The organism is Sinobaca sp. SA16-1 (assembly GCF_059510515.1).
Window position 1 is genome coordinate 690,045 of the sequence record NZ_JCAKFL010000001.1, and the last position, 21,527, is coordinate 711,571.

The 21,527-nt window shown below is 48.0% G+C and carries 23 protein-coding genes; 5 read left to right on the forward strand and 18 right to left on the reverse strand.

The window, feature by feature from the left end; all coding sequences use genetic code 11:
- Positions 1 to 30 precede the first annotated feature (30 nt).
- On the forward strand, positions 31 to 1,119 hold the full coding sequence (locus AC5W2J_RS03365; protein WP_496058072.1) for a nitric oxide synthase oxygenase: 1,089 nt from the start codon (positions 31 to 33) through the stop codon (positions 1,117 to 1,119).
- Here the strand turns inward: AC5W2J_RS03365 and aroA are convergent.
- Together aroA and AC5W2J_RS03375 are read right to left on the reverse strand one after the other, a co-directional pair.
- The gene (gene aroA, locus AC5W2J_RS03370) at positions 1,116 to 2,462 is read right to left on the reverse strand and encodes a 3-phosphoshikimate 1-carboxyvinyltransferase (RefSeq protein WP_496058073.1); all 1,347 of its coding nucleotides are present in this window, start codon (positions 2,460 to 2,462) and stop codon (positions 1,116 to 1,118) included. The two genes, AC5W2J_RS03365 and aroA, sit on opposite strands and share 4 nt — an antisense overlap.
- A gap of 143 nt (positions 2,463 to 2,605) precedes the next feature.
- Positions 2,606 to 3,466 carry a VOC family protein gene (locus AC5W2J_RS03375; protein WP_496058074.1) on the reverse strand — a complete coding sequence of 287 codons (861 nt, stop codon included), beginning with the start codon at positions 3,464 to 3,466 and terminating at the stop codon, positions 2,606 to 2,608.
- Positions 3,467 to 3,589: 123 nt separating this feature from the next.
- Between AC5W2J_RS03375 and AC5W2J_RS03380 the strand changes: the two genes are divergently transcribed.
- The gene (locus tag AC5W2J_RS03380; RefSeq protein ID WP_496058075.1) at positions 3,590 to 3,934 is read left to right on the forward strand and encodes a YolD-like family protein; all 345 of its coding nucleotides are present in this window, start codon (positions 3,590 to 3,592) and stop codon (positions 3,932 to 3,934) included.
- A 106-nt stretch (positions 3,935 to 4,040) separates the two neighbouring features.
- Positions 4,041 to 5,000 (forward strand): hydroxyectoine utilization dehydratase EutB, encoded by a 960-nt coding sequence (gene eutB, locus AC5W2J_RS03385; RefSeq protein WP_496058076.1) that lies wholly within the window; start codon positions 4,041 to 4,043, stop codon positions 4,998 to 5,000.
- Here eutB and AC5W2J_RS03390 read toward each other — a convergent pair whose 3' ends face one another.
- The 6 genes from AC5W2J_RS03390 to AC5W2J_RS03415 all read right to left on the reverse strand — a co-directional run bounded on the left by AC5W2J_RS03390 (position 5,001) and on the right by AC5W2J_RS03415 (position 9,966).
- On the reverse strand, positions 5,001 to 5,585 hold the full coding sequence (locus AC5W2J_RS03390; RefSeq protein ID WP_496058077.1) for a hypothetical protein: 585 nt from the start codon (positions 5,583 to 5,585) through the stop codon (positions 5,001 to 5,003). It abuts the gene before it with no gap.
- A 65-nt stretch (positions 5,586 to 5,650) separates the two neighbouring features.
- On the reverse strand, positions 5,651 to 6,529 hold the full coding sequence (speB, locus tag AC5W2J_RS03395) for an agmatinase (protein WP_496058078.1): 879 nt from the start codon (positions 6,527 to 6,529) through the stop codon (positions 5,651 to 5,653).
- Between the two features lie 11 nt (positions 6,530 to 6,540).
- A complete protein-coding gene (gene speE / locus AC5W2J_RS03400; protein ID WP_496058079.1) occupies positions 6,541 to 7,377 on the reverse strand; it encodes a polyamine aminopropyltransferase in 837 nt (278 codons plus the stop codon).
- A 93-nt stretch (positions 7,378 to 7,470) separates the two neighbouring features.
- On the reverse strand, positions 7,471 to 8,025 hold the full coding sequence (locus AC5W2J_RS03405) for a YwhD family protein (protein WP_496058080.1): 555 nt from the start codon (positions 8,023 to 8,025) through the stop codon (positions 7,471 to 7,473).
- A 27-nt stretch (positions 8,026 to 8,052) separates the two neighbouring features.
- Complete coding sequence (locus AC5W2J_RS03410; protein WP_496058081.1) at positions 8,053 to 8,568, reverse strand: YwgA family protein; 516 nt, start codon at positions 8,566 to 8,568, stop codon at positions 8,053 to 8,055.
- A 66-nt stretch (positions 8,569 to 8,634) separates the two neighbouring features.
- A complete protein-coding gene (locus tag AC5W2J_RS03415; protein ID WP_496058082.1) occupies positions 8,635 to 9,966 on the reverse strand; it encodes an HD domain-containing protein in 1,332 nt (443 codons plus the stop codon).
- Between the two features lie 98 nt (positions 9,967 to 10,064).
- Here AC5W2J_RS03415 and AC5W2J_RS03420 point away from each other — a divergent pair, with 98 nt between their 5' ends.
- On the forward strand, positions 10,065 to 10,313 hold the full coding sequence (locus tag AC5W2J_RS03420) for a diguanylate cyclase domain-containing protein (protein ID WP_496058220.1): 249 nt from the start codon (positions 10,065 to 10,067) through the stop codon (positions 10,311 to 10,313).
- On the opposite strand, the gene AC5W2J_RS03425 is transcribed toward AC5W2J_RS03420, so the two are convergent.
- From AC5W2J_RS03425 to AC5W2J_RS03445, 5 genes are all read right to left on the reverse strand, one after another.
- Positions 10,251 to 11,396 carry an MFS transporter gene (locus tag AC5W2J_RS03425; protein WP_496058083.1) on the reverse strand — a complete coding sequence of 382 codons (1,146 nt, stop codon included), beginning with the start codon at positions 11,394 to 11,396 and terminating at the stop codon, positions 10,251 to 10,253. The genes AC5W2J_RS03420 and AC5W2J_RS03425 overlap by 63 nt on opposite strands.
- Positions 11,397 to 11,464: 68 nt before the next feature.
- A complete protein-coding gene (locus AC5W2J_RS03430; RefSeq protein WP_496058084.1) occupies positions 11,465 to 11,884 on the reverse strand; it encodes a gamma-glutamylcyclotransferase family protein in 420 nt (139 codons plus the stop codon).
- Between the two features lie 79 nt (positions 11,885 to 11,963).
- Positions 11,964 to 12,653, reverse strand: a complete 690-nt coding sequence (locus AC5W2J_RS03435; RefSeq protein ID WP_496058085.1) for a Na-translocating system protein MpsC family protein — start codon at positions 12,651 to 12,653, stop codon at positions 11,964 to 11,966.
- Positions 12,654 to 12,918: 265 nt separating this feature from the next.
- Complete coding sequence (locus AC5W2J_RS03440) at positions 12,919 to 14,631, reverse strand: acyl-CoA dehydrogenase family protein (protein WP_496058086.1); 1,713 nt, start codon at positions 14,629 to 14,631, stop codon at positions 12,919 to 12,921.
- A 90-nt stretch (positions 14,632 to 14,721) separates the two neighbouring features.
- Entirely contained in the window at positions 14,722 to 14,946 is a 225-nt protein-coding gene (locus AC5W2J_RS03445; protein WP_496058087.1) for a hypothetical protein, read from the reverse strand.
- Between the two features lie 460 nt (positions 14,947 to 15,406).
- On the opposite strand from AC5W2J_RS03445, the gene AC5W2J_RS03450 reads away from it, so the two are divergent.
- Complete coding sequence (locus AC5W2J_RS03450) at positions 15,407 to 16,504, forward strand: 5-methyltetrahydropteroyltriglutamate--homocysteine S-methyltransferase (RefSeq protein ID WP_496058088.1); 1,098 nt, start codon at positions 15,407 to 15,409, stop codon at positions 16,502 to 16,504.
- A 61-nt stretch (positions 16,505 to 16,565) separates the two neighbouring features.
- Here the strand turns inward: AC5W2J_RS03450 and AC5W2J_RS03455 are convergent, their stop codons facing one another.
- From AC5W2J_RS03455 to nikA, 5 genes are read right to left on the reverse strand one after another with little or no spacing between them, the layout of a single operon-like run.
- Complete coding sequence (locus AC5W2J_RS03455) at positions 16,566 to 17,360, reverse strand: ABC transporter ATP-binding protein (protein ID WP_496058089.1); 795 nt, start codon at positions 17,358 to 17,360, stop codon at positions 16,566 to 16,568.
- Entirely contained in the window at positions 17,357 to 18,142 is a 786-nt protein-coding gene (locus AC5W2J_RS03460) for an ATP-binding cassette domain-containing protein (RefSeq protein WP_496058221.1), read from the reverse strand. Before AC5W2J_RS03460 ends, AC5W2J_RS03455 begins: the two co-directional genes overlap by 4 nt.
- Complete coding sequence (locus AC5W2J_RS03465; RefSeq protein ID WP_496058090.1) at positions 18,135 to 18,974, reverse strand: ABC transporter permease; 840 nt, start codon at positions 18,972 to 18,974, stop codon at positions 18,135 to 18,137. Before AC5W2J_RS03465 ends, AC5W2J_RS03460 begins: the two co-directional genes overlap by 8 nt.
- Positions 18,974 to 19,912, reverse strand: coding sequence for a nickel ABC transporter permease (gene nikB, locus AC5W2J_RS03470; protein ID WP_496058091.1), 939 nt, complete (start codon positions 19,910 to 19,912; stop codon positions 18,974 to 18,976). The genes AC5W2J_RS03465 and nikB overlap by 1 nt, the downstream gene beginning before the upstream one ends.
- Complete coding sequence (gene nikA / locus AC5W2J_RS03475) at positions 19,909 to 21,396, reverse strand: nickel ABC transporter substrate-binding protein (RefSeq protein ID WP_496058092.1); 1,488 nt, start codon at positions 21,394 to 21,396, stop codon at positions 19,909 to 19,911. The genes nikB and nikA overlap by 4 nt, the downstream gene beginning before the upstream one ends.
- Positions 21,397 to 21,527: the final 131 nt, after the last annotated feature.

A 21,527-nucleotide genomic window follows, 5' to 3' on the forward strand; every position in this document is an offset into this window, starting at 1 on the left:
TATATTCAAACTACGCAATGAGGTGTCCCTATGCAGGATAAGAAGCAGCTGGCAGAAGAAGCAAAGACGTTTATTGATATAGCTTATATGGAATCCGGAAAAAACAGCAGCATGCGTGATGCCCGCTGGAAACAGATTGAAAAAGAAATTGCCGACACCGGCCACTACACCCACACATTGGAAGAACTACGAATCGGAGCAAAGCTTGCCTGGCGTAACAGCAACCGCTGCATCGGCCGTTTCTTCTGGGAATCGCTTCACGTGCTCGACTGCCGGACAGACAGCACAGAAGAAGAGGTCGCTCAGTCTTTGTTCCGTCATATTCACTACGCTACGAATAAAGGCAGAATTCTGCCGGTGATTTCTTTATTTGCCCCTGCCTCTTCCGACCGGCCATCAATACGGATTTGGAATTATCAGCTGATCCGTTATGCGGGTTATCAAACGGAAAAGAGAATTATCGGCGATCCGGACTCAATTGATTTTACGAATAAATGCCTGGAACTCGGCTGGCAGGGGCCTAAAACAGATTTTGATATTCTTCCTATTTTAATAAGCTTTGGAGAGAAGGAACCGGAATGGTTCTCCATCCCCTCCTCCCTTATTCTTGAAGTGCCGCTGGAGCACCCGGAATACGAAGCGTTTGCTGAGAAACAATACAAATGGTACGCCATACCGATTGTTTCGGACATGAAGCTTGAGATAGGCGGCATTATGTACCAGGCTGCTCCATTTAACGGCTGGTACATGGGAACAGAAATTGGTGCCAGAAACCTCGCCGATACCAGCCGCTATAACCTGCTGCCGGAAATGGCGGAGATTGCGGGCCTTGATACTTCCTTTGCCTCCAGCCTGTGGAAAGACCGGGCGCTCGTTGAATTAAACCGGGCCGTGCTGTATTCCTTTAAAAAGCAAGGAGTCAGCATGGTCGATCACCACACGGCAGCCTCTCAATTCGAACGGTTCGAAAAAAAAGAAGCCCAGGCCGGCAGAGAAGTCACCGGCGACTGGACGTGGCTGATTCCGCCGGTATCCCCTGCCACCACCTCTATTTTTCATAAAGAATACAATAATCATATTAATAAGCCGAACTATTTCTATCAGGACCGGCTCTACTAGCTGTAGGTTACGTCTACGCCTGCTGCTTTCAGCAGTTCAAAATAAGATGGGCACGTTTTTGATACGCAGCCCGGATCGGCAATGGTGACATCCGGCACTTTTGCTCCAACAAGAGACAATGCCATCGCTACTCTGTGATCATCATAAGACAATAAGGAAGTACCTTTCGGCGTACCGGGATACACCGTCAGGCCATCTGCGAATTCATCTGTTTTGATGCCCAGCTTTCCAAGCTCTGTACAGATCGCATGAATCCGGTCTGATTCGTGGTGGCGGATGTGCTCCACGTCCCGAAGCGTCACCGGTCCATCTGCAAATGGCGCAATGGCAGCTAGTGTCAGTGTCTGGTCCGACATTTCTTTCATGCTGATGTCCAGACCGCCCTTGAGCTGTTCCGGGCCCTGAATTTCTACATAAGATGCTCCTTTTTCTACGGTACATCCCATTTTTTCATACAAATCCACCATGCCGATATCCGGCTGATTTGTTTGAGTCGGCAGATTATTAATACGAACCCTGCCGCCGGAAATAGCAGCCAGTGCCATAAAGTAGCTTGCTGTCGAAGCGTCTGCTTCCAAAGCCATCTCTCTGGCTTTATATCCAGAAGCCAGCACGGTCATTTTTGTTAATTCTTCATTGTACACGGACGTTACTCCAAATTCTTTCATAAGATCAAGCGTAATTTTTACGTAGGCGTGCTGCACAATATGATCTGGTATGGTTACCGTCAGATCCTGCTGCTGATTCGCGCCGGAAATAAGCAGCCCGCTGATAAACTGGCTCGAGACGGCGCCGGAAATGCTTACTTCTCCGCCATTCAGCCCCGATGGCTTTATGACAAGCGGATAAAATCCTTTTTTGTCTTCGTATTCAATCTGCGCCCCCAGCTGTTCAAGCGCCTCCATTAAAGGTTTTACCGGCCGTTCGCTCATACGTCTGCTCGCTTCGATCCGGTAGCTCCCTCCGCTGGCTGCTGCAACCGCTCCGGGCAGAAACCGTGCAATCGTTCCTGCTGCACCAATGTAGAGATCCGCTTCCTTAACCGGCCAGCTGCCTCCGCATCCGTCTATTTCCACCGTGTCTCCGGTGACCCGCGACGGCACACCAAGCTTTTCCAGGGCATCCAGGCACCAGTAGGAATCGTCACTTTTCAGCAGGCCGGAAAGAGTAGAGGTCCCTTCTGCAAGGGCCGCTAAAATAAGCGCCCGGTTCGTAAAGCTTTTGCTCCCCGGCACCGTCATATCCACCGATACTTTTTTTCCATTCAGCGGATGTATCGTTACATTGTCTACATCATTTAACGCCGACCAGGGCGATCGTGCTTTCAAATCCGGTGTACTCATAGTATCTATCCATCCTTTTATCGTAGTCGTGGTTTGATTTTGTTATCTATTCGTCTCCCTATTATGCCATAAAATCAAAGCCCGCAGGAAGGAGGCAGACGTTTAAAAGCAGATGCCCCCGGGGACATCTGCTTTTTTACAGCTTATCCAGCAGCAACGAGCTTCGCCCAGATGCCGGAAGGATCCTGAAAACAGATGATGCTTCCTTCTTCCTCTACAGGGGTATCCGCTTCGATGAGGCGGGCGGCTGCTTTTTGCTTTTCTTCTTCATTAGGAAGAACGATCGAGTAATACATCAGGCCAACGGCATCTTCTGCAGGCGCCGGGGCATTGCTGCCGGCCCAGAGATTGACGGCGATATGGTGGTGATATCCTCCAGCGGAAACAAACAAAGCGCTTCCCGGGATGGAAATCATCGTATTAAAGCCGAGCACGTCGGTATAAAAATGAGCGGACTTTTCGAAATTAGAGATATGAAGATGCATGTGCCCAATTACGGTGCCGGCGGGAAGGCCATTCCACTGTAGGCCGGCTGCTTCCTGCAGCACGCTGTCTGCGTCCATTGGAAGCGTTTGAAGCGCAATCTCTCCGTGCGCATTTCTTTTCCATTCCTGCTCCGGGCGGTCGCGGTACACTTCAATGCCGTTGCCATCCGGGTCTGCGAGGTATACCGCTTCGCTGAACTGGTGGTCGGACGCTCCCTGCAGCGGATAGTTTTTCTCCAGCAGGCGGCTAAGGGATAAACCGAGACTCACCCGATCGGGCACTAACACCGCAAAATGATAGAGACCACTCGTCTTTTGTTTCGGCCGCACTTCCGGCTTTTCCTCCAGAATCAAAAGAGTGTTATCTTCTCCACGAGGTCCTAATGCTGCACGAGCTCCTTCCCTGTTTTTTACTTCAAACCCCAATACCTCCAGGTAAAATTCCAAAGACGCTTCCAAATTGGAAATCAGCAATTCCACATGACCTATTTTCGTTTTTTCATGTATGCGATAGGACATAATCGGCTCCTTTTTTCTTATAATACTTCAAATCTACTTCATTACTTTTCGTAAGTCAAAAATAACCCTTTACTAGAACACATGTTCTTATATATGATAAAAAGAAAGAAGGAGATGATTCGTATGACAGAAAACAAGCTGACGCCCGGGTCCAACATGCGCTGGGAATCGTCCAGGATGATTCTTCCGGAACATCGGGAGGCCTGGAATAAACGCCGTGCTTCCGGCAGACGCCGGCCAAAACCGTTACTCGATGAACAACGCATGCAGGAACTGCTCTGGACGCTCGAACAAATTACCGGCAGCCCGCAGGAGTACTGCTTTTCCTATTGGGAGGATGGGGACTACCACACGTTTTCCGGCCGCTGCCAGTCTCTTCTTCCCGCCCGGCAGCTTCTGCATTTAATAAACGACGAGGACTTTATCTATATTTCTTTTGATGTTCTTGTTGATATCACAGAAAAATGAATATTCGCTGTACCCGCTGTATGCTACGATGAAAAAATACGCATCATACAGAATAAAGACCGCTCACCGACCAACGGGGGCGCCTGTGAAGAAAGGATGATGTACGATGAATCTTCGCGACATTTGGAAAGCCCGTGCTGTTATAAAAAAAGAGCTCCCTCCCACGCCTTTAATGCATTCGGCTGAACTAAGCAACCTTACCGGGGTTCCCGTTTATTTAAAACTGGAACAGCTTCAGCCTTCCGGTTCTTTCAAGCTCCGGGGCGCGACGCATATGATTGCATCTTTAACGAACGCCCAGAAAGAAAAAGGCGTTGTCACCTTTTCCACCGGCAATCACGGCTTTGCTGTCGCACGGGCCGCTGCCGCACACGGCATCCGCGCTGTAATCTGTGTGGCGGAAACCGTAACCCGTGCCAAAATAGAAGCCCTGCAGCAGAGCGGGGCAGAACTTCGGATAGAAGGAAAAAGCCAAGACGCAGCCGGAAGAATCAGTGCCGGGCTTGTGCAGACAGAAGGCCTTACCTTAATTCCTCCGTTTGACCATCCATCGATCATTGCAGGCCAGGGCACCATCGGCCTCGAGCTGCTGGAGGAACTGCCGGATATTTCTGCAGTGATTGCCGGGCTCTCTGGAGGCGGTTTGCTGTCAGGCCTTGGACTGGCGATGAAAATGACCGACCCTTCCATCCAGGTGCACGGCGCCACCATCCGCCGGGGAGCCGCTATGCAGGAAAGCCTGCGAGCGGGACGCCCTGTTGAAGTAGAGGAAACGCCAACACTGGCAGACAGCCTCCTTGGAGGCATCGGTCTTGATAACCAGTACACGATGGCAATGATCGAGCGCTACACTGACATACGCTGTGCAGTTTCAGAAGAAGCCATTGCACGAGCCATGGCCTTTCTATACAAAAAGCACCGCCTGATTGTAGAAGGCGGTGCTGCAGTAGGTGTCTCGGCGCTGCTTGAACAAATTATCCAGCCGGACGGTCCGACAGTCGTTGTTATTACCGGAAACAGTATTGATCCGGCGGTGCATTACGAGACCGTTACACCTTATTTATAGCTACCGGCTGTCTCTTTTATCGGCAAACCCATAAGGAATCACCGAAAGCAGGTCCAGTTTGTCTGCTTTCTTTTTCAGCGGAAGCTCATAGGACTTCAACCATTTTTTAAACAGCTTCGGCTTTAGCACCTGCTCCAGAAAATACAGGCTCTGCAGCGGGCCGCCCCCGCTTTCGATCAGATGCACAAGCTGCAGGTTGTACTCCTTTTCCTTCCGGATCCAGGCCTCCATCTGCCGGGGCGACATGAGGACATACGGAAGATCCCCTTCATAAAGACGCTTATAAAGCAGTAAATCATAATCTATAGTAAACAGTCTGTCCGCTGCATGGCGGTGCCACGTTTTCTGGCGCCGCAGCAGCTCTTTTGTTTTTTCTCCCTCTCTTGCCAGGTGAGAGGCCCGGTGTTCAATATGGCGGACGGTTTCATGAATGTAGAATTTCTGCCTGCGGGCTTCCTGAAAAAAAGGCAGGCGCTGCTCAAACGTGTGAAATCCTTTGTGGTCTTTTTCCAAAGCTTCCCAACGGACCAGGCGCTGACACGTTAATTCGTTCCATTTGCATGACCATGAGCGATGAATTACCATAGCACCTCACCCTTCACCTGTTTCTATCTTTCTTTATTGTAGAGAGAAAAGAAGCAGAGCTCAACTTATCTGGCTTTAGGAAACCCGAGAAGCATTTCCCGGATAAATTTTGATGCGGCGATCGCCGTTTTTTCCGCGTGATCATAGACCGGCGCCACTTCAACCAGGTCCGCCCCTACAACAAACGCACTGGAGTGGCCGATCGAATGAATGGCCTGCAGAAGCTCTTTCGAAGTGATGCCCCCGGCCTCTGCGGTTCCGGTTCCGGGCGCATACGCGGGATCCAATACATCAATATCAATCGTCACATAAACCGGACGCTGGTGCAGCTCCGGAAGAATACGCTGCAGCGGCTCGTTTACTTCAAAAGGATGAAAATTCATGCCGGAGGTACGCGCATATAAAAACTCTTCTTTTTCCCCTGAACGTACGCCAAATGAAAACACATTCTCCGGGCCGATCCACTCGCACGCTTTACGCATAGGCGTAGAGTGGGACAATACTTCTCCTTCGTAGTCGGTACGAAGGTCCGTATGAGCATCAATATGAATAATCGCCAGGTCTTCGTATTTCCGGGCCATGGCTTTTATTATAGGCCAGCTGACGAGGTGCTCTCCGCCTATGCCGATCGGAAACTTGTTGTCCCGAAGGAACACGTCCATCGTTTCTTCAATCATGTCCAGGCTTTTCTGGGGATTGCCAAACGGAAGCAGAAGATCTCCGGCATCGTGGTAGCGGACGTTTTCCAAATGCTTATCCAAATAAGGACTGTACTCCTCAAGCCCTACAGAAGCTTCGCGGATACGGCCCGGACCAAATCTGGACCCCGGCCGGAAGCTGACCGTCCAGTCCATCGGCATGCCAAATAATACAACATCCGCATCTGTGTAGGACGTGCGGCTCCCAATAAATACTTTTCCAGAGTAAGCTTCATCAAATAACATGTTTTTTCTCCTTATTCATTCGGATTTTCGCCGTCCAGCACGAAGCGGGGCAGCGCGAAAGAGGCCTGGTGAAGCTGCCTCGTGTAATATTTTGTATCTATATCATGGAAACGCTCCTGCGGCACAGCCAGCGGATCATGTTTTTTTGATCCCATCGTAAACGTCCACAACCCGCTTGGGTACGTAGGAATATTGGCTGTATAGACCCGGGATACAGGGAAAATACTGCTCACATCCCGATAGACTGTTTTTAAAAGGTCATGCTGAAACCAGGGATTGTCTGTCTGAGCGACCAGAATCCCATCTTCTTTCAGCGCCCGGGAAATGCCTTCATAAAATCCTTTTTCAAACAGCTTTACGGCAGGACCAACCGGTTCGGTCGAGTCGACCATAATAATATCGTAGGCCTGCTCGCTTTCTGCTATATGCAGAAATCCATCGGCTACCTTCACTTCCACCCGCGGATCGTCAAGCGCTCCGGCGATACTTGGCAGGTACTGCTTGGAATACTCAATCACTTTGCCGTCAATCTCTACAAGCGTTGCCGTTTCCACGCTAGGATGCTTAAGAATTTCACGAATCGCTCCCCCGTCTCCGCCGCCGACCACAAGCACATGCTTTGGTTCCGGATGGGTGAATAACGGCACATGGACGATCATTTCATGATATACAAATTCGTCTCTTTCCGTTGTCATCACCATATCATCGAGCAGAAGCATTCTGCCGAATTCTTTCGTCTGCACCATATCGAGCTGCTGAAATTCCGTTTGTTCGGTATGCAGGGTCTTTTCTATTTCAAAGGTTATGCCAAAATGATTTGTCTGTTTTTCTGTAAACCAAAGTCCCATCGTTATCGTGTCTCCCTTATTTTAAAGCCTGTACCGGCAAAAAACATCCCCTGCCGCAGTTTCCTGTGGAGGTGGATGCATATGCGTGTGGCTTTATTCGTTTTCGTGTAACGGTGTTAGTCCTTCATGCAGTTCTTTTTCTGACGCATGCCACATGTCTTCATCAAAATCTTTCAGGAATTCGGCCAGCAGCTTCTTGGATGTATCATCCATTTTGTCTACAATAATGCGGCGCTTCAGCGACCGGTCCATGTTATTTACGTGCTCAGGCAGGCTTTTGTAGCCACGGCGGATTTCTGTATCCACTGTCATTTCACAGGCGGCGACGCCTGCGTAATAAGGACGGCCGTCTTTATGGTCTGTCGTCACCCAGACGAGCCAGTACAGCTTGCCGTTTGGTACCTCTTCTTTATTTTTCAAAAACTTGATACGCTTTTCCACCGCAGAGCGGGCGTGAAGGGCTCCCATATCGATAAAGCTGGTGGCTTCTTCCGGATCAATAAACACGGGCGTAATATTATCAAGGCTTAATGTTCCAACCCCATAGCCCCCGTGTCCGCCTGTAGAATCTCCACTTAATATATTAAATCCAGAGCCTTTTTTAGACGGCTTGCTGTTTTTCTTTTTATAGTCTTCAAATAAATCCAACGTTATCCGCTCCTTTTATACCAAGTATTAGTGCGGCACTTGGTGATTTTTGATTTGTTCAATGCATGCCCAGGCTTTCGCCATATCATCGTTCGTGTAATTCTGGCTTTTCTTTAACGTGGAGACTTTTTCTTCTACCTGAGCCGGCGGTAAATGGTCAAAGTAGAGCATTGTAGATACGAGCTCCAGAAATTTTGAAGTGCATGTATTTAAATAATGAAGAATCTCCTCTGCTTCATTATACGGCCATTCCTGTGGAAATTTAGCTAAAAAGTCTTCTCCCTGGTCTGTTACCCTATATCGGTACTGATAATACCCGGCTTTTTCTTCTTTTATTTCCGAGACCAGCCCGAGATCGCACAATTCCTCTACCCGCAGCGTCAATTCCTCGGAATAAGGACCGTACATACGGAAGGTGTATTTTTCGCTCAGCGGCAGGTTGGCTTTCTTGCTTATATAAACGATTTTCTGCAGTTTTTTCCGTCCAATAACTTCCTCGGCTCCATGAATAAGAGCCATAACTTTTGCGTGATCAGGCAGCACGTAAAAAATCCCCCTTTTGTTCTTGTTCTATCATACAGTCTAAACCCGCAGCTATGTAAGAGGATTTTATTCCTCTATTTCACCGGAAAAGGCTGTCTCTTCTTTGGATGATTTCAAAATCGAACGTATTTCTTTTTTCTCTTTTTCAAATCCTTCTGTATAAAGCCACTCCTCCGGATAATACAGCTTGTGGTCCGTCCGTTTTTTACCGGAAATGGCTTCCACTACGTCCGACTCCCGCGAAAGTTCCCGCAGTTTGTCATTGGGCATCAGCAGATGAATCGGAATACGCTCTTCTTCCTCGCCCGGCCGGTAGAAATCATACGGCAGGTCCGAGGAGGAATCCACGACTAAATAGTAGTCCGGGTCCATGTCCGCCTTTTTGAACAGTTCCAGCAGTTTCAGCCAGTCGTTAATATGGACATGCTGATCAAATTCCACGTATTTAAACAACCGCCGGTTCATAAAGCGCTGACAGAGATCCTGCAGGATAACATCTTTTTCCTTCTGCCACATCTGGAAGTAATACATTGTGACCGATTCATCCAGCTCCAAATACTGCGCCAGTGTAAGCTCACCGGTAAAAAATCCTGTAAAAGGTTCCGGTGGATACAAAAACGTATAATCAGCTTCAAACAGCACTTTCACCCGCTGTAGAATTTTACTTAAGATCACTTCTGCACTTCTGGTAACCGGATGAAAATACACCTGCCAGTACATCTGGTAGCGGCTCATAATATAGTCTTCGACAGCGTGCATGCCGGAATACTTAATCACTGCCTGGTCCTCCGTCGGCCTCATGACGCGCAGAATACGCTCCATATCAAAATGGCCGTAGCTCACACCTGTATAAAACGCATCGCGCTGCAGGTAATCCATGCGGTCGGCATCAATCTGGCTTGATATCAAGCTGGTGACCAGTTTATTGGAATATGTTTTTTCAATTACTTCCGCAACCTTCTGCGGAAAATCATCGCCCATTCGTCTTAATACGGTGTTTACTTCCGTATCTCCCATGACAATTTCCCTGGTCCAATATTCATGGTCAGTTTGAAAAACCTTTTCGAACGAATGAGAAAAAGGACCATGGCCTACGTCATGAAGAAGCGCCGCGCTTAACGTAAGCAGCCGCTCTTCATCTTTCCAAAAAGGTCTGCCTTCAAAGACTTCTACAATACGTCTTGTGATTTCATATACGCCAAGCGAATGGTTAAAACGGGTATGCTCTGCCCCGTGAAAGGTTAAAAATGTTGTGCCCAGCTGCCGCACCCGGCGCAGCCGCTGAAACTCTTTTGTTCCTATTAAATCCCAGAGAAGCTCATCCCGAATATGAATATAGCGGTGAACCGGGTCTTTGAAGACCTTTTCTTCTTTTAGTCGTCTATTTCCTTCTACCATTATAAGGGACCGCCTCTTTTCTTTGCCATTTCGTCTCTTTATATTATACCAATCCCGCCGCGAAAACGATATTCCTACCTGATACCGCGGAAAAAAGGCTGCTTAAAGAGCTTAATCAGCCTTTCCTTTTAACCGATGAGACTATTTCTGTTCAGGCAAGCATTGGAATAGGCAGCTATCCTGAAGACGGCAGCACCATCGCGGAGCTGTTAAAAGCAGTTGATACAGGAATGTACGAAAATAAAAGAGAGCGCCATCCGGATTTTACAACGGACAGCCCTCTTTCAGCTTTTTCGGAGAATACGATGGCTCACGCTGAAAATAAACAGCAGCAGGCCAAGACCTAATAAACACACAGCCAGCATTATATACACAAATTGAGTGGAACCATCCCCCATGCCGGCGCTGAGGCCGTCTAGTACAAGCGGGGATACGAACTGACCGAGATATAAGAAGCTTTGTACAATCGCCATCGCCTGTACCATCTGGCGGCCGGAAGCGATAATGGAGACCCGGTCAAACAAGGTAGGCAGAATCGAGCCGAACCCAAATCCCAGAATAATAACGCCTGGAGCAATCGCTGCAAGCGACGGGGCAAATGCAATCAGCGCAAATCCCGTACCCATGAAACCAAGCATCACAGGCAGAAATAGGTTTTTTAAAAAGGCCTGGGTTTTCGTAATAAGAAAACCGGCCGTAAAGCCGCCCAGCGTCCCCAATGCAATCACCAGGCCGGCAATTTCTGCAGTAGCAATTTCATTTTCCTGCAGGTAAATCGCCATGTTGGATGGGATCGAAAAAAATACGACAAAAAGTCCGAACATTAATCCACCCAGCCCGTAGACAGCGGCCGGAATCGGTGCAGGTTTGGGCTTTTTGCTTTCCCCTTTTTCCAAAGTCGGCTTTTCCGGCTTTACGTAAGGAAGAAACAAAATAACAAATAATAAAATAAGGAGTGCCAGGCCGTAGACACCAAACGTATAGCGCCAGCTTATTGCAGCAAGTGCCCCGGCCAGAATAGTAGAAACCATGCCCCCGAGATTGATCGAAGAACCGACCCTTCCCATCATCTTAGTTCGTTCCTCTCCTGTAAAGAAATCGGAAACCAGAGAAGTGGAAAGCGGCATAACCAAACCGACAGATACACCGAGAAGGGCTCTTGTAGCTAACAGCCAGCCGATGCTGTCTGCAAACCCTCCAGCCGTGCCAGCGACCAGGTAAAGAGATAGACCAATAATAAGAAGCGTTTTTTTCGCATATTTTTTCGCCAGAAAACTGGTAACAAACAAAAAAGGAATAATAAAAAAAGCATGAAGCGTGGTGATTAATTTAATAGTGGTCGCATCCGCATCTGGAAAAGCCTCTGAAATCGAACCAAGAGCTGGAGCCACTGCTGCTCCAGCCATTACGGTAATGAGTGATATCGACAATATAGCAAGCTTTAATCCCACTGTATCCCTGCTTTCTTCAACAAAACGACCGTCGGACCTTCTGTCTTCTAAGCATCTGCGGCTATATACTTCCGCCAGCTGCCTTCTTCTATCCATACGCCTAAATCATCCGGCTGATTCCAGTAATAAATATAAGCCGTCACCCATTCTTCTTCCGTTGTCGCGACGTTTATTTTTTCCCGGATGTAGTCGCTGTTTTCCCGGTTGTGTTCATCATACCCCTCCAGCCGGTCCAGATGCTTCATCACTTCACGGTAGCGGGAGGCATGAACATACATCAGTTCTCCCGCAACAGGAAGTTCGCCTTCTTTCAGCAGACAGGGATATTGATTGTGCGCTGCGGCATGGAGTTTTCCGGCTGTCACCGCCGGTACTTCCTTTTCTGTGTGGCCTTTTAAGTATTTTTCATAGTTGTGAAGGCCGCTGCAGAGCGTCCCGTAAACAAAAACGGGAAGATGTTCCATCATTGGTCTTCCCCCTTTTTTATCGTGATTTTATCATAACAGATTTTTCTGCCACGCTCCCGTCCCGGGATTGTTTCCTCTGTTATACAAAAGGTTTGTGATTGTTTGTCACGATCACAATGATGCTCGTATTTTTTTCAAAGTTCCAGTCTATAAATACATCTTCCACACCCCCGTCGAATAAAGAAAGAAACGGTTCTGAGGTGTAAAAGCGCCTTTTTTCCACCTGCCTTTTTGCCCGCTCCAGTATTTCTTCACAGCCCAGCCGGATTAACTCCAGTTCAACCTGAAGCAGGCACTCCTCCCGGTAGACAAGAAACGTTCTGTGATTGATCTTCTGGCAGGCTGTCCGCTCCGGCTCCACTTCTGTATGGGCTGCAACGAGATCGAGCACGTTGGCTTCTTCCCTGTCCGGCTGCCTTTCTTTTAAAGTCTCGGCATGAAAGCTGGTGCCTGCAATAATGCCGGAGCGGTTGGCAAATTCCCAGTCGTAATAAATATCTTTCAAGTAAATCCCTGTGATCTTATGTATATACAACTGCAGGTCCGGGAGCACCCGTGTCATGAGATGGTCTCTCAGCTGATATATGCTGTGTTCATGCTTTTCTTCCATTATCGTTTTCTCAATCGGGGAAAGGAATTTTTTTAAATAAATCGTGACGTAAGGAGGTGCTACCGTTACATACACGGCTTCCGGCCCTTTGCCAAACTGCTCCCGCAGCACCCTTCCCGTATAGCTGGCTATTGTTTTTTCCTGTTCTTTTCTATTCATGAGGACAGTCCTTTTCATTGAAATGTAGTTAGCTGCCTTCCTCAAACATAAAAAAAGCCGAAAAGGAGAACTCTCCTTTTCGACTTATGCCTGGCTTATTTTCCAGTTCATTTCCGTCTTTGGTTAAAACAGCGGTATTGCTTTATTTAGTATTGTATTCATCAAGGTAAATGCGATGATTTAAACGTTAGCTTTTTATCTTCCGTTCTCCTGGATTTTACAAAATTTTGCTTCATTCTGCAACATTTTTATTGTATGTCTCTAACTAGGAGAGGGGATAGCCATGATGCTCGATCACCGCTTCGGCTATTTTTCTTCTGTATACGATAGAGTGATCGACCTCAGCTGACTTGTCTGCAGCGAGCTGTTTAATCTGTTGAAGCATGCTGTCCGACTCCAGAAAGTCCGCTGCTTCTTTCAAAAGAGGAAGCACCCGGTCTACCGCTTCATTCATATAGACGGAGGCCATTTTGGTCATCAGACCGTCCGGTGAGCTGTCCTTTTGCACCCGGCTCCAGACGCTTTCCATGACATAGACGGATTTAGCTGTTTCCGCTACACATTCCAGCAGTTCCTGTTCTTCTTCCGGTGCTTCAAACACGCCGGCTGTTTCTTTTACTAATTCCACCAACAGCTCCCGAAGCTTTTCCATATAGGACCTTTCCGTATTCAGGATGCCTTCGCCGGTAGAGGCGGTTTCTTTTTTAGCTGCCAGCTCCCCTGCCATTTCAAACAGCATGGAAGCTACCACCACGCGGTTAATTTCGTTCGTTCCTTCAAAAATACGGTTAATGCGTGAATCACGGTACAAGGTTTCTATTTCATTTTTTCTCATATACCCCTGACCGCCGTGCACCTGTACCCCGTGATCAACGATGTCGCTTAATGCTTCTGAGGCAAAAATTTTATTAATGGAACACTCAACGGCAAAGTTTTTCAGAATATCGGCAAACGGAATGCCGGCGTTCTCTGCAGCTTCTGTTCCCGTCTGCAGAACGCCTGCGGTGCGGTAGACCATGCTTTCTGAAGCAAATGTCCAGACTGCCATCGCTGCCAGCTTTTTCTGGATCATTTTCTTTTCAGACAGCGGGTGGCCGAACTGGCGGCGCGTCTGGGCATGTTCCGCTGAAAGCAGCAATGCCCGTTTAGAAGCTCCGATGCAGCTGGCCGCAATTTTCTGACGGCCCAGATTTAAAATACTCAGGGCAATTCGTGCGCCTTTGCCTATCTCTCCAACAATCGCTTCTTTTGAAACTTTTACATTGTCCAGGTAAAGCGGGCAGGTCGAAGAGCCGGTTATTCCCATCTTGTCTTCTTCTTTGCCAATGGTAAAACCTTCTGAATCACGGTCTACGATAAAAGCGGTCGGCTTTTTGCCGTCAATCTTGGCAAATATAATAAAGTAAGAGGCAAACGAAGAGTTGGTAATCCACTGTTTTTCTCCGGAGAGCGTATAGATGGACTCATCTTCCGATGCTTCTGCTGTCGTCTGTACCGCTGCAATATCAGTACCGGCACCGGGCTCTGTTAACCCGTAGGAGCCAATCATATCTCCTGCGGCAATTTTCGGAAGGTAGGCGGCTTTCTGTTTTTCTGTTCCATAATAAACAATAGGAAGAGACCCTATGCCAACCTGCGCTCCGTAAGAAACCGAAAACGAGCGCGCGCCTCCCATTTCTTCTATAACGGCCGTATACGCCACCTTATCAATAGCGGTTCCGCCGTGCTCCGCGGGAATAAATGCGCCCAACAGCCCCATCGAACCAAGTGTTTTCATGAGGCCGTACACAGGCTCGAACTGCTGGTTTTCGATCCGGGGAAGAACAGGACGGGCCTCTTCTTCTACGAATTGGGCGGTTTTCTTTTTCCAGGCACGCTGGTCTTCCGTTAATTTTTCCGGCGTCATTATTTGTTCCCAATCCAGGGTTTTATCGGTAAAAGCATTAATGGGCAGCTGCGCTTGATGATTCGTTGTCATAGTACCCCTCCATATTGTTTTTCTGACGATATACCTATTATACTATTTATCAGAAAACGTTTACAAATAAAGGGAGTGAATAACTGTTCATTATTTTTTGAAAAGTTTTCCAAGTAAAACGGAATTCAAATATTGGAAGCTCGGCTTAAAGCAGTGTTCACACTTTATATAGCCTTCTTTTTCCAATTTTTTTAAGTAAGAATCATCATATGTGCCTTCTCTTTCATCCATCGGTGTTTCCCGAAATCCGCATTCATCTTTAGCAAACGCCGTACGATGAAAGCTTTTTTTCGTATGGTCTACAATATACTTCATTAAATAGCTCCTTAAGTGTGGGAATGTCTTCCTTTTATTAATATTTTCCAATTTCCAGGCATTATTATTTTACTACATAAAACCAGCAAAAGATAATATTCAGGTATTATTTAATATTTTTTTAATATAAATATTCCCTTTTTAATTTATTTTAAATAGTATACTAATTCCGCCGTTGTCGGGCGTATAATGTAAACCAAGAAATATGGTGGTTGCAGCCGGCTTTTATATAAAACCATCAATCCTTATGGTAACGAAAATACTGTTTCATTAAGGAGGAAGAGATGCGTCGATTAAAGAAGAGCTTAACGGCTTTTTCATTAAAACCTTTTTAATCGGAGAAGACATTCGCTTCGAATAAAAGTCTGCACTGCTTTCCATTTACTTCCTATTTCATATTTGATACGCTCATCATATTCTTTATAGAATAATCTGATTTTCCATTCAAAGGAGAGACATCATGACAAATCAAGCAGCCCCTTTTCGATACGACCATGTAGGAAGCCTTCTTCGTACAGAAGCGGTGAAAGAAGCCAGGGAGAAGTACCAGAATGGTTCCCTGTCTGCAGAAGAACTGCACGCCGTCGAAGACAAGGAGATTAAGCGCATCGTCCAGAAACAAAAAGATATCGGCTTAAAGGCCGTCACAGATGGGGAATTCCGCCGGGCATGGTGGCACTTTGATTTCCTTGAACAGCTCGATGGTGTCGAAGGATATGAAACAAAAGAAGGCATTCAGTTTCAAGGAGTAAAAACAAAATCCCACGGCATTAAAGTGACCGGAAAGCTTGATTTCACAAACCATCCAATGATCGATGATGTGAAATACCTGCAGAGCATTACAGGGGATACGATGGCTAAAATGACGATTCCAAGCCCTAACATGCTTCACTTCCGTTCCGAAGTGGATGAGAATGTCTACAGCACGAAAGAAGAGCTGATGGAAGATCTGGCAAAAGCTTATCAGAAGGCAATTCAGGCCTTTTATGATGCCGGCTGCCGCTACCTGCAGCTTGACGATACGTCGTGGGCCTACTTATGCTCCGAAGAACAAATTGCAAACATGAAGGAAGCCGGCGTGGATCACCGGGCGCTTACGAAACTTTATGCCAAAGCTGTTAACGACGCGATCGCCAAGCGTCCCAAAGACATGACGATCACGATGCACATCTGCCGCGGCAACTTCCGCTCTACCTGGGTGTCATCCGGCGGCTATGAGCCGGTAGCCGACATTCTTTTTGGAGAAGTCATGGTGGACGGATTCTTCCTCGAATACGACAGCGACCGGGCCGGAGGCTTTGAGCCGCTCCGTTATATTAACCGCGACGACGTGAAAATCGTTTTAGGATTAATCACTTCTAAAAGCGGAGAGCTTGAAGAAGCCGAAAACATAAAAAAACGCGTGGAGGAAGCAGCACAGTTTGTAAACTATGACCAGCTCTGCCTCAGCCCTCAGTGCGGGTTTGCTTCTACCGAAGAAGGCAACGTTCTCACTGAAGACGAACAATGGAAAAAGCTCGAGCACGTTGTAACCATTGCCAACGACATCTGGAAATAATAGTAATAACCCCCGATCCTATGTGGACCCGGGGGTTTTCTATGCAAAAAAAGAAAACAGCCTATACTGTTTTCCCCTGTTCTTTCAGACCGTCCCATTCGCTTGCCTGAATGAGTGCCTTCGTATAATTGTGGCGGTTCCGGCTCCAGGTCTCACTTTTATAAAAATCGTCTACGATCCGTCCTTCTTTCATCACAAGAATCCGGTCTGCCAGCTGATGCAGGACGGCTATATCATGGCTGATGCAGAGTACTCCCCGGTCCGGATCAGCGCTTTCATGCTGCAAAAGATGCAGGACCTCGGCCTGTGACGCGGTATCCAAATTAGAAGTAGGCTCATCAAGCAGCAGAAAGGCAGGATTAATGCTGAGCGCTCTGGCAATGTGTACTCTCTGCTGCTGCCCTCCGGACAGTGCTTCCGGCTTCCGGTCCAGCATATCCGGCTCTAGACCGACCCGTATCATCCATTCTTCGGCAAAGTGCCTTTCCCTGCCATTCTTGTATTCTTTTCCTCGTTCAGGAAGATTACGAACTGGTTCCAGCAGGGTATGAATCGTATTTTTTCCGGGCAGAAAGCTGCGCACATCATGCTGCAGAACAGCCTGTGTCTGCCGGCGAAACCTTCTTTTTTCCTTTTTTCCGGCGAATAGAACCGATATATCCTTCAAGGTAATGGACCCTTCCCCGGCTGGAAGCAGCCCCAGCGCCAGTTTTACGAGCGTGCTTTTTCCCGAACCGCTTTCCCCGGCTATACCAATCGTTTCTCCCGGAAACAGTTTAAAGCTTATCCCTTCGACGCCGCTTTCTGTTTTCGGGTAGTGATAGGAGACATCTTTCATTTCAAACAACGGTTTCACTGTGCTCCCTCCCTTCTAATGGAAGGACGAAGCACGGGTACTGCCTGGCAGAGACCGCGGGTTACTTCATGCTTTGGAGTCGTTAACACGCTGTCAGGCCTGCCGGATTCTACGATTTCGCCCTCGGCCATAATCGAAACCTTGTCGGCAAATCGAAGCACTTCTCTTAAGTCGTGGGAAATCATTAGAATGGCACAGCCTTTTTCTTTTTGCAGCGTTTGAAACAGCTCCATAATATGAGCCGATGTTAACACGTCCAGCGCCGAGGTAGGCTCATCTGCAATAATCAAAGCAGGATTGGTGAGCCAGGCGACTGCTAAAGCGACCCGCTGCACCTGTCCCCCGCTTAACTCCGACGGGTACTGCTTTAATATCGATGCCGGCAGCAGCACGACATCCAGTGCCTCTTCCATCTTTTTGCGCCGCTCCTTCTTTTTCAGACCGGGCCGCTGCACTTTCAAGATGTCCTCCCACTGTTTATAAATAGAAAGAAGTGGAAAAAAGGAAGAGCGTGCATCTTGAAAAACATATGCCATATGACGGCTGACAATGTGCCGGCGCAGCTTGTCCGGAGACTGGATTAAATCCTCCCCTTGAAAGAGGACAGCCCCGGAAGAAATGCTCAAAGCAGAAGGAAGAAGATTCGGATATACGGACAGAGCCGTCAGGCTTTTGCCGGCTCCGCTCGGACCCGCGATAGCGTGCCACTCTCCTTTGTTAACCGATAGGGAAACCTGTTTGACCAGCTGCTGGGAAGCTGATGCAACGGTCAATTTATCCATTTGCAGCACGCTCCTTCTCCTCCTTTGCTTCTGTTTCTTCTTTCAAAAAACTATCACGCCACTTATCCCCGGCACTTTGAAACAACAAGGCTGTTCCTACAACAGCAAGACCCGGAATGATCAACAGCCTTGGAGAACCTGCAAAATAAGCTCTGGATTCATTGAGCATAGCGCCCCATTCCGGTAAAGGCAGCTGAGCGCCAAGTCCGATATAGGAAAGCGAAGCAATCAGAAGCATTACTTTTCCTACATCAGTTGTAGACATGACTAAAAGATGACTTCGTACTGCAGGAAGCACGTGCGCTTTAATAATCGCGGCCGTCGAGCTTCCATTGATAATAGACAAAAGTACAGCCTGCCCCTGAGTGACTTCCCTGGTTATTCCTCTTACAAGGTAGCTGTATTGAATCCATTTAACGAGCACTACCGCGATAACGACATTAAAAAGGCCGGGTCCAAGAACAGCACTTAACAACAGTGCCAAAAGAAAGTCCGGAAAAGCCAGAAAAGAGTCTCCGATACGGGTAAACAGCCGGTCCATCCAGCCGCCTTTTATTCCTGCAAGTATCCCTGCCGGCACACCAAGAACTACACTTAAAAGAATCGCGAGTAGGCTGAAACCGATCGTATAGGAGGCGCCTTCGAGCATTCGGGCCAATAGGTCCCTGCCAAGCTGGTCGGTGCCAAGCCAATGCGCGGTTGACGGGCCCTGGAGACGATCCGGTACAGACACGGTGGAACTGCTGACAGGCCAGAGCCAGGAAAGGATAAGAATAAAGAAAACGAAAAGAAATAACCACAAGTATATTCGGGAGGAAAGAGCTTTTTTCATTAAAACGTCCTCCCCTCTGTTCTGCGCCCCGGTGCTATCCATTTCAGCAGCAGATCACTGCTTAACTGAATCAGCGAAACTGCGGCCGCCATCAGGACCGTATAGCCCTGAATGACCGGGATATCCCGTCTCGTAATCGAATCGACAATCAGTGAGCCTGCTCCCGGGTAGCCGAAGACGACTTCAATCACAACAGTGCCGCCGATTAAGCTGCTTATGCTGACTCCCAGCACGGAAATCACCGGAACAAGGGCCGCCCGGAACGTATATTTCCAGCGCAGCTTTCGACTTGAAATACCGCGCGCGGATATCGCACGAAGTGAAGGCTCTTCCAATGCCTCCAGAAAACTTGAACGGATCAGCCTGATATAAAAGGAGGCCATTCCGAGTCCAAGCGTCAGAGAAGGCAGCAGCAGATGCCACCACGTCCCGGCTCCAATCGCCGGAAGCCATCCCAGCTGTACTGCAAAAAGCTGAATCAAAATCAGCCCAATTAAAAAGTTGGGCACAGAAGCCCCTGTCACGGCAAGCAGCCTCGCAGATTTGTCTATCCAGGAGCCCCGGGAAAGAGCGGCCGCTACTCCGGTTGGAACAGCGATCACGGCAGCAATCAAAAATGCTCCTGCGCTCATATAAAGGGTGGCGGGAAGCGCCCTCATAATCATCGTAAAGGCAGGCTCCTGTGTTACATAAGAGGCCCCCCAGTCGAGCAGAATAAAACTGCCGAGCCAGGTGGTGTACTGTTCAAAAATGGAGTCATTCATTCCCAGATCCTGCCGCACCTCATTGAGCTGTTCCTGGGTGACTGCAACGTCTTCTGCGCGGAGAATAGTAGAGGCCGGATCTCCCGGTGCGAGATTAATCAGCAGAAAGCTGATCGTTGAAAAGATCCATAGAAAAAGCAAAAAGCTGACGGCCTGTCTGCCGATTATTTTCATTCTTCCACCCCGACCTCATTTGTCAGCATATAATACTCACTCGGGCTCGTTTTCCATCCCGTTATGTTTTCCTGCATGGCAACACTGTTAGACGGATGGACAATAAAGGAATGATAATGTTTGTCCAGTATCAGCTCTGTCGCTTCCACGGCGTAGCCATCTCTTGCTTCCGGATCCGACTCCGCATTAAATGAGTCAATGATCTCTGCCAGCTGTGGGTCTTCCAGTCCTCCGAAATTAAGTCCGCCGTCAGCAGTATAGGCTGTATTTAAAAAGTAGCCGGCGTCTCCCCTTGGTGCGGTTACATAGCTGTAGACAGCAAGATCCCAGGAATCGTTCGACATGAGGTAATCATCAATCTGCTCATTTAATTGAATATCAATCGTTATGCCGGCCTGTTCCGCACGGTCCTGCAGAATCTGCGCCGCTATCGGAAGTTCAGGTCTTGCCGAATACGTGACTAATGAAAATTCGAGCGCTTCTCCATCCTTTACCGCTCTGCCGTCTTCCAGAGTATAACCTGCCTCTTCCAGCAGGGCAGAAGCTTCTTCGATTCTGTTTTCGTTTTCTTCCTTATTTGCGGCAAACGAGAAATCTTCGAGGAATGGCCCCAGTGCTTCTTCCGCTTCTTCATTCATTGCTTCTACAACAGCTTCCCGGTCAATCAGAATATCCAGCGCCTCTCTCACGTTTTCATCCTGCAGGGCAGGATTGTCCATCTGGTAGAGCAGCTGATGCGTTCGGAGGCTTGATACAGTATTCACCTGAAACTCCTCTGCTGCAGCTTCTGTTTCCTCTACAGGCGGTCTATACACAATGTCAGCGTCTCCTGAACGAAGGGCGGCCATCCGCGAGTTGGCATCTTCATTAAATAGAACCGTCGCTTCCTCCACCTGCGCCGCCCCGTCCCAATACTCATCGTAACGGGTTAATTCGAGATCTTGATTGGCCCGGAACGATTCCACTTCAAAAGGTCCTGTCCCTATAACGTCCTCTTCCTCTTTAAAAATAGCTGTGTTTGGATGAACAAGTTCTGAAGGAAGAAAATGATTGGTTTCTTCTGTCGTGATGGTAAGCTCCTGCCCTTCTGCTTCCATTGAAGAAATGCCAAGCGCTTCCTGCATTGCCGGGCTCTGCTCTATTGTTTCTTCTAAAGAAGCCCTGACTGCTTCCGCATCCAGCGCTGTGCCGTCCTGAAAGGTAATATCTTCTTTTATTTGAAAGGTCCATGTGTTATTTCCAGTGTCTTCCCATGATTCTGCAAGCCATGGCTCGATGCCTTCTTCTCCAGTATAGGCAAGCGTTTCTGCTATCCCCATCCGTACAGACGTATAGTTGGCATCCACTGCCGGGTTCAATACTTCGGTAGGGTAATGAAAAGCAAAGGTAACAGAGGACTCAGACTTCTGTTCATCTGCTCCCGGAGCCTGGCAGGCAGAAAGCACAAGGCTTGAAACGGCTAAGTAAACCGGCCATTTTTTCACGTCACTTACCCCTCTCAGCTGTCTATGTATATAGTGCATTTTATCATGTACATCCCATTAATTAAATCGTAATCATTACTATTCGTCAAGCAGAAACATTTTTTATACAAAAAAGCCTTCCCGGGTTTTCC

What these genes read in the sequence shown, in the direction of transcription:
- AC5W2J_RS03365 (WP_496058072.1), top strand. Translation starts at nt 31, where the DNA reads ATGCAGGATAAGAAGCAGCTGGCAGAAGAAGCAAAGACGTTTATTGAT.
- aroA (WP_496058073.1), bottom strand. Translation starts at nt 2,462, where the DNA reads ATGAGTACACCGGATTTGAAAGCACGATCGCCCTGGTCGGCGTTAAAT.
- AC5W2J_RS03375 (WP_496058074.1), bottom strand. Translation starts at nt 3,466, where the DNA reads ATGTCCTATCGCATACATGAAAAAACGAAAATAGGTCATGTGGAATTG.
- AC5W2J_RS03380 (WP_496058075.1), top strand. Translation starts at nt 3,590, where the DNA reads ATGACAGAAAACAAGCTGACGCCCGGGTCCAACATGCGCTGGGAATCG.
- eutB (WP_496058076.1), top strand. Translation starts at nt 4,041, where the DNA reads ATGAATCTTCGCGACATTTGGAAAGCCCGTGCTGTTATAAAAAAAGAG.
- AC5W2J_RS03390 (WP_496058077.1), bottom strand. Translation starts at nt 5,585, where the DNA reads ATGGTAATTCATCGCTCATGGTCATGCAAATGGAACGAATTAACGTGT.
- speB (WP_496058078.1), bottom strand. Translation starts at nt 6,529, where the DNA reads ATGTTATTTGATGAAGCTTACTCTGGAAAAGTATTTATTGGGAGCCGC.
- speE (WP_496058079.1), bottom strand. Translation starts at nt 7,377, where the DNA reads ATGGGACTTTGGTTTACAGAAAAACAGACAAATCATTTTGGCATAACC.
- AC5W2J_RS03415 (WP_496058082.1), bottom strand. Translation starts at nt 9,966, where the DNA reads ATGGTAGAAGGAAATAGACGACTAAAAGAAGAAAAGGTCTTCAAAGAC.
- AC5W2J_RS03430 (WP_496058084.1), bottom strand. Translation starts at nt 11,884, where the DNA reads ATGATGGAACATCTTCCCGTTTTTGTTTACGGGACGCTCTGCAGCGGC.
- AC5W2J_RS03435 (WP_496058085.1), bottom strand. Translation starts at nt 12,653, where the DNA reads ATGAATAGAAAAGAACAGGAAAAAACAATAGCCAGCTATACGGGAAGG.
- AC5W2J_RS03440 (WP_496058086.1), bottom strand. Translation starts at nt 14,631, where the DNA reads ATGACAACGAATCATCAAGCGCAGCTGCCCATTAATGCTTTTACCGAT.
- AC5W2J_RS03445 (WP_496058087.1), bottom strand. Translation starts at nt 14,946, where the DNA reads ATGAAGTATATTGTAGACCATACGAAAAAAAGCTTTCATCGTACGGCG.
- AC5W2J_RS03450 (WP_496058088.1), top strand. Translation starts at nt 15,407, where the DNA reads ATGACAAATCAAGCAGCCCCTTTTCGATACGACCATGTAGGAAGCCTT.
- AC5W2J_RS03460 (WP_496058221.1), bottom strand. Translation starts at nt 18,142, where the DNA reads ATGGATAAATTGACCGTTGCATCAGCTTCCCAGCAGCTGGTCAAACAG.
- AC5W2J_RS03465 (WP_496058090.1), bottom strand. Translation starts at nt 18,974, where the DNA reads ATGAAAAAAGCTCTTTCCTCCCGAATATACTTGTGGTTATTTCTTTTC.
- nikB (WP_496058091.1), bottom strand. Translation starts at nt 19,912, where the DNA reads ATGAAAATAATCGGCAGACAGGCCGTCAGCTTTTTGCTTTTTCTATGG.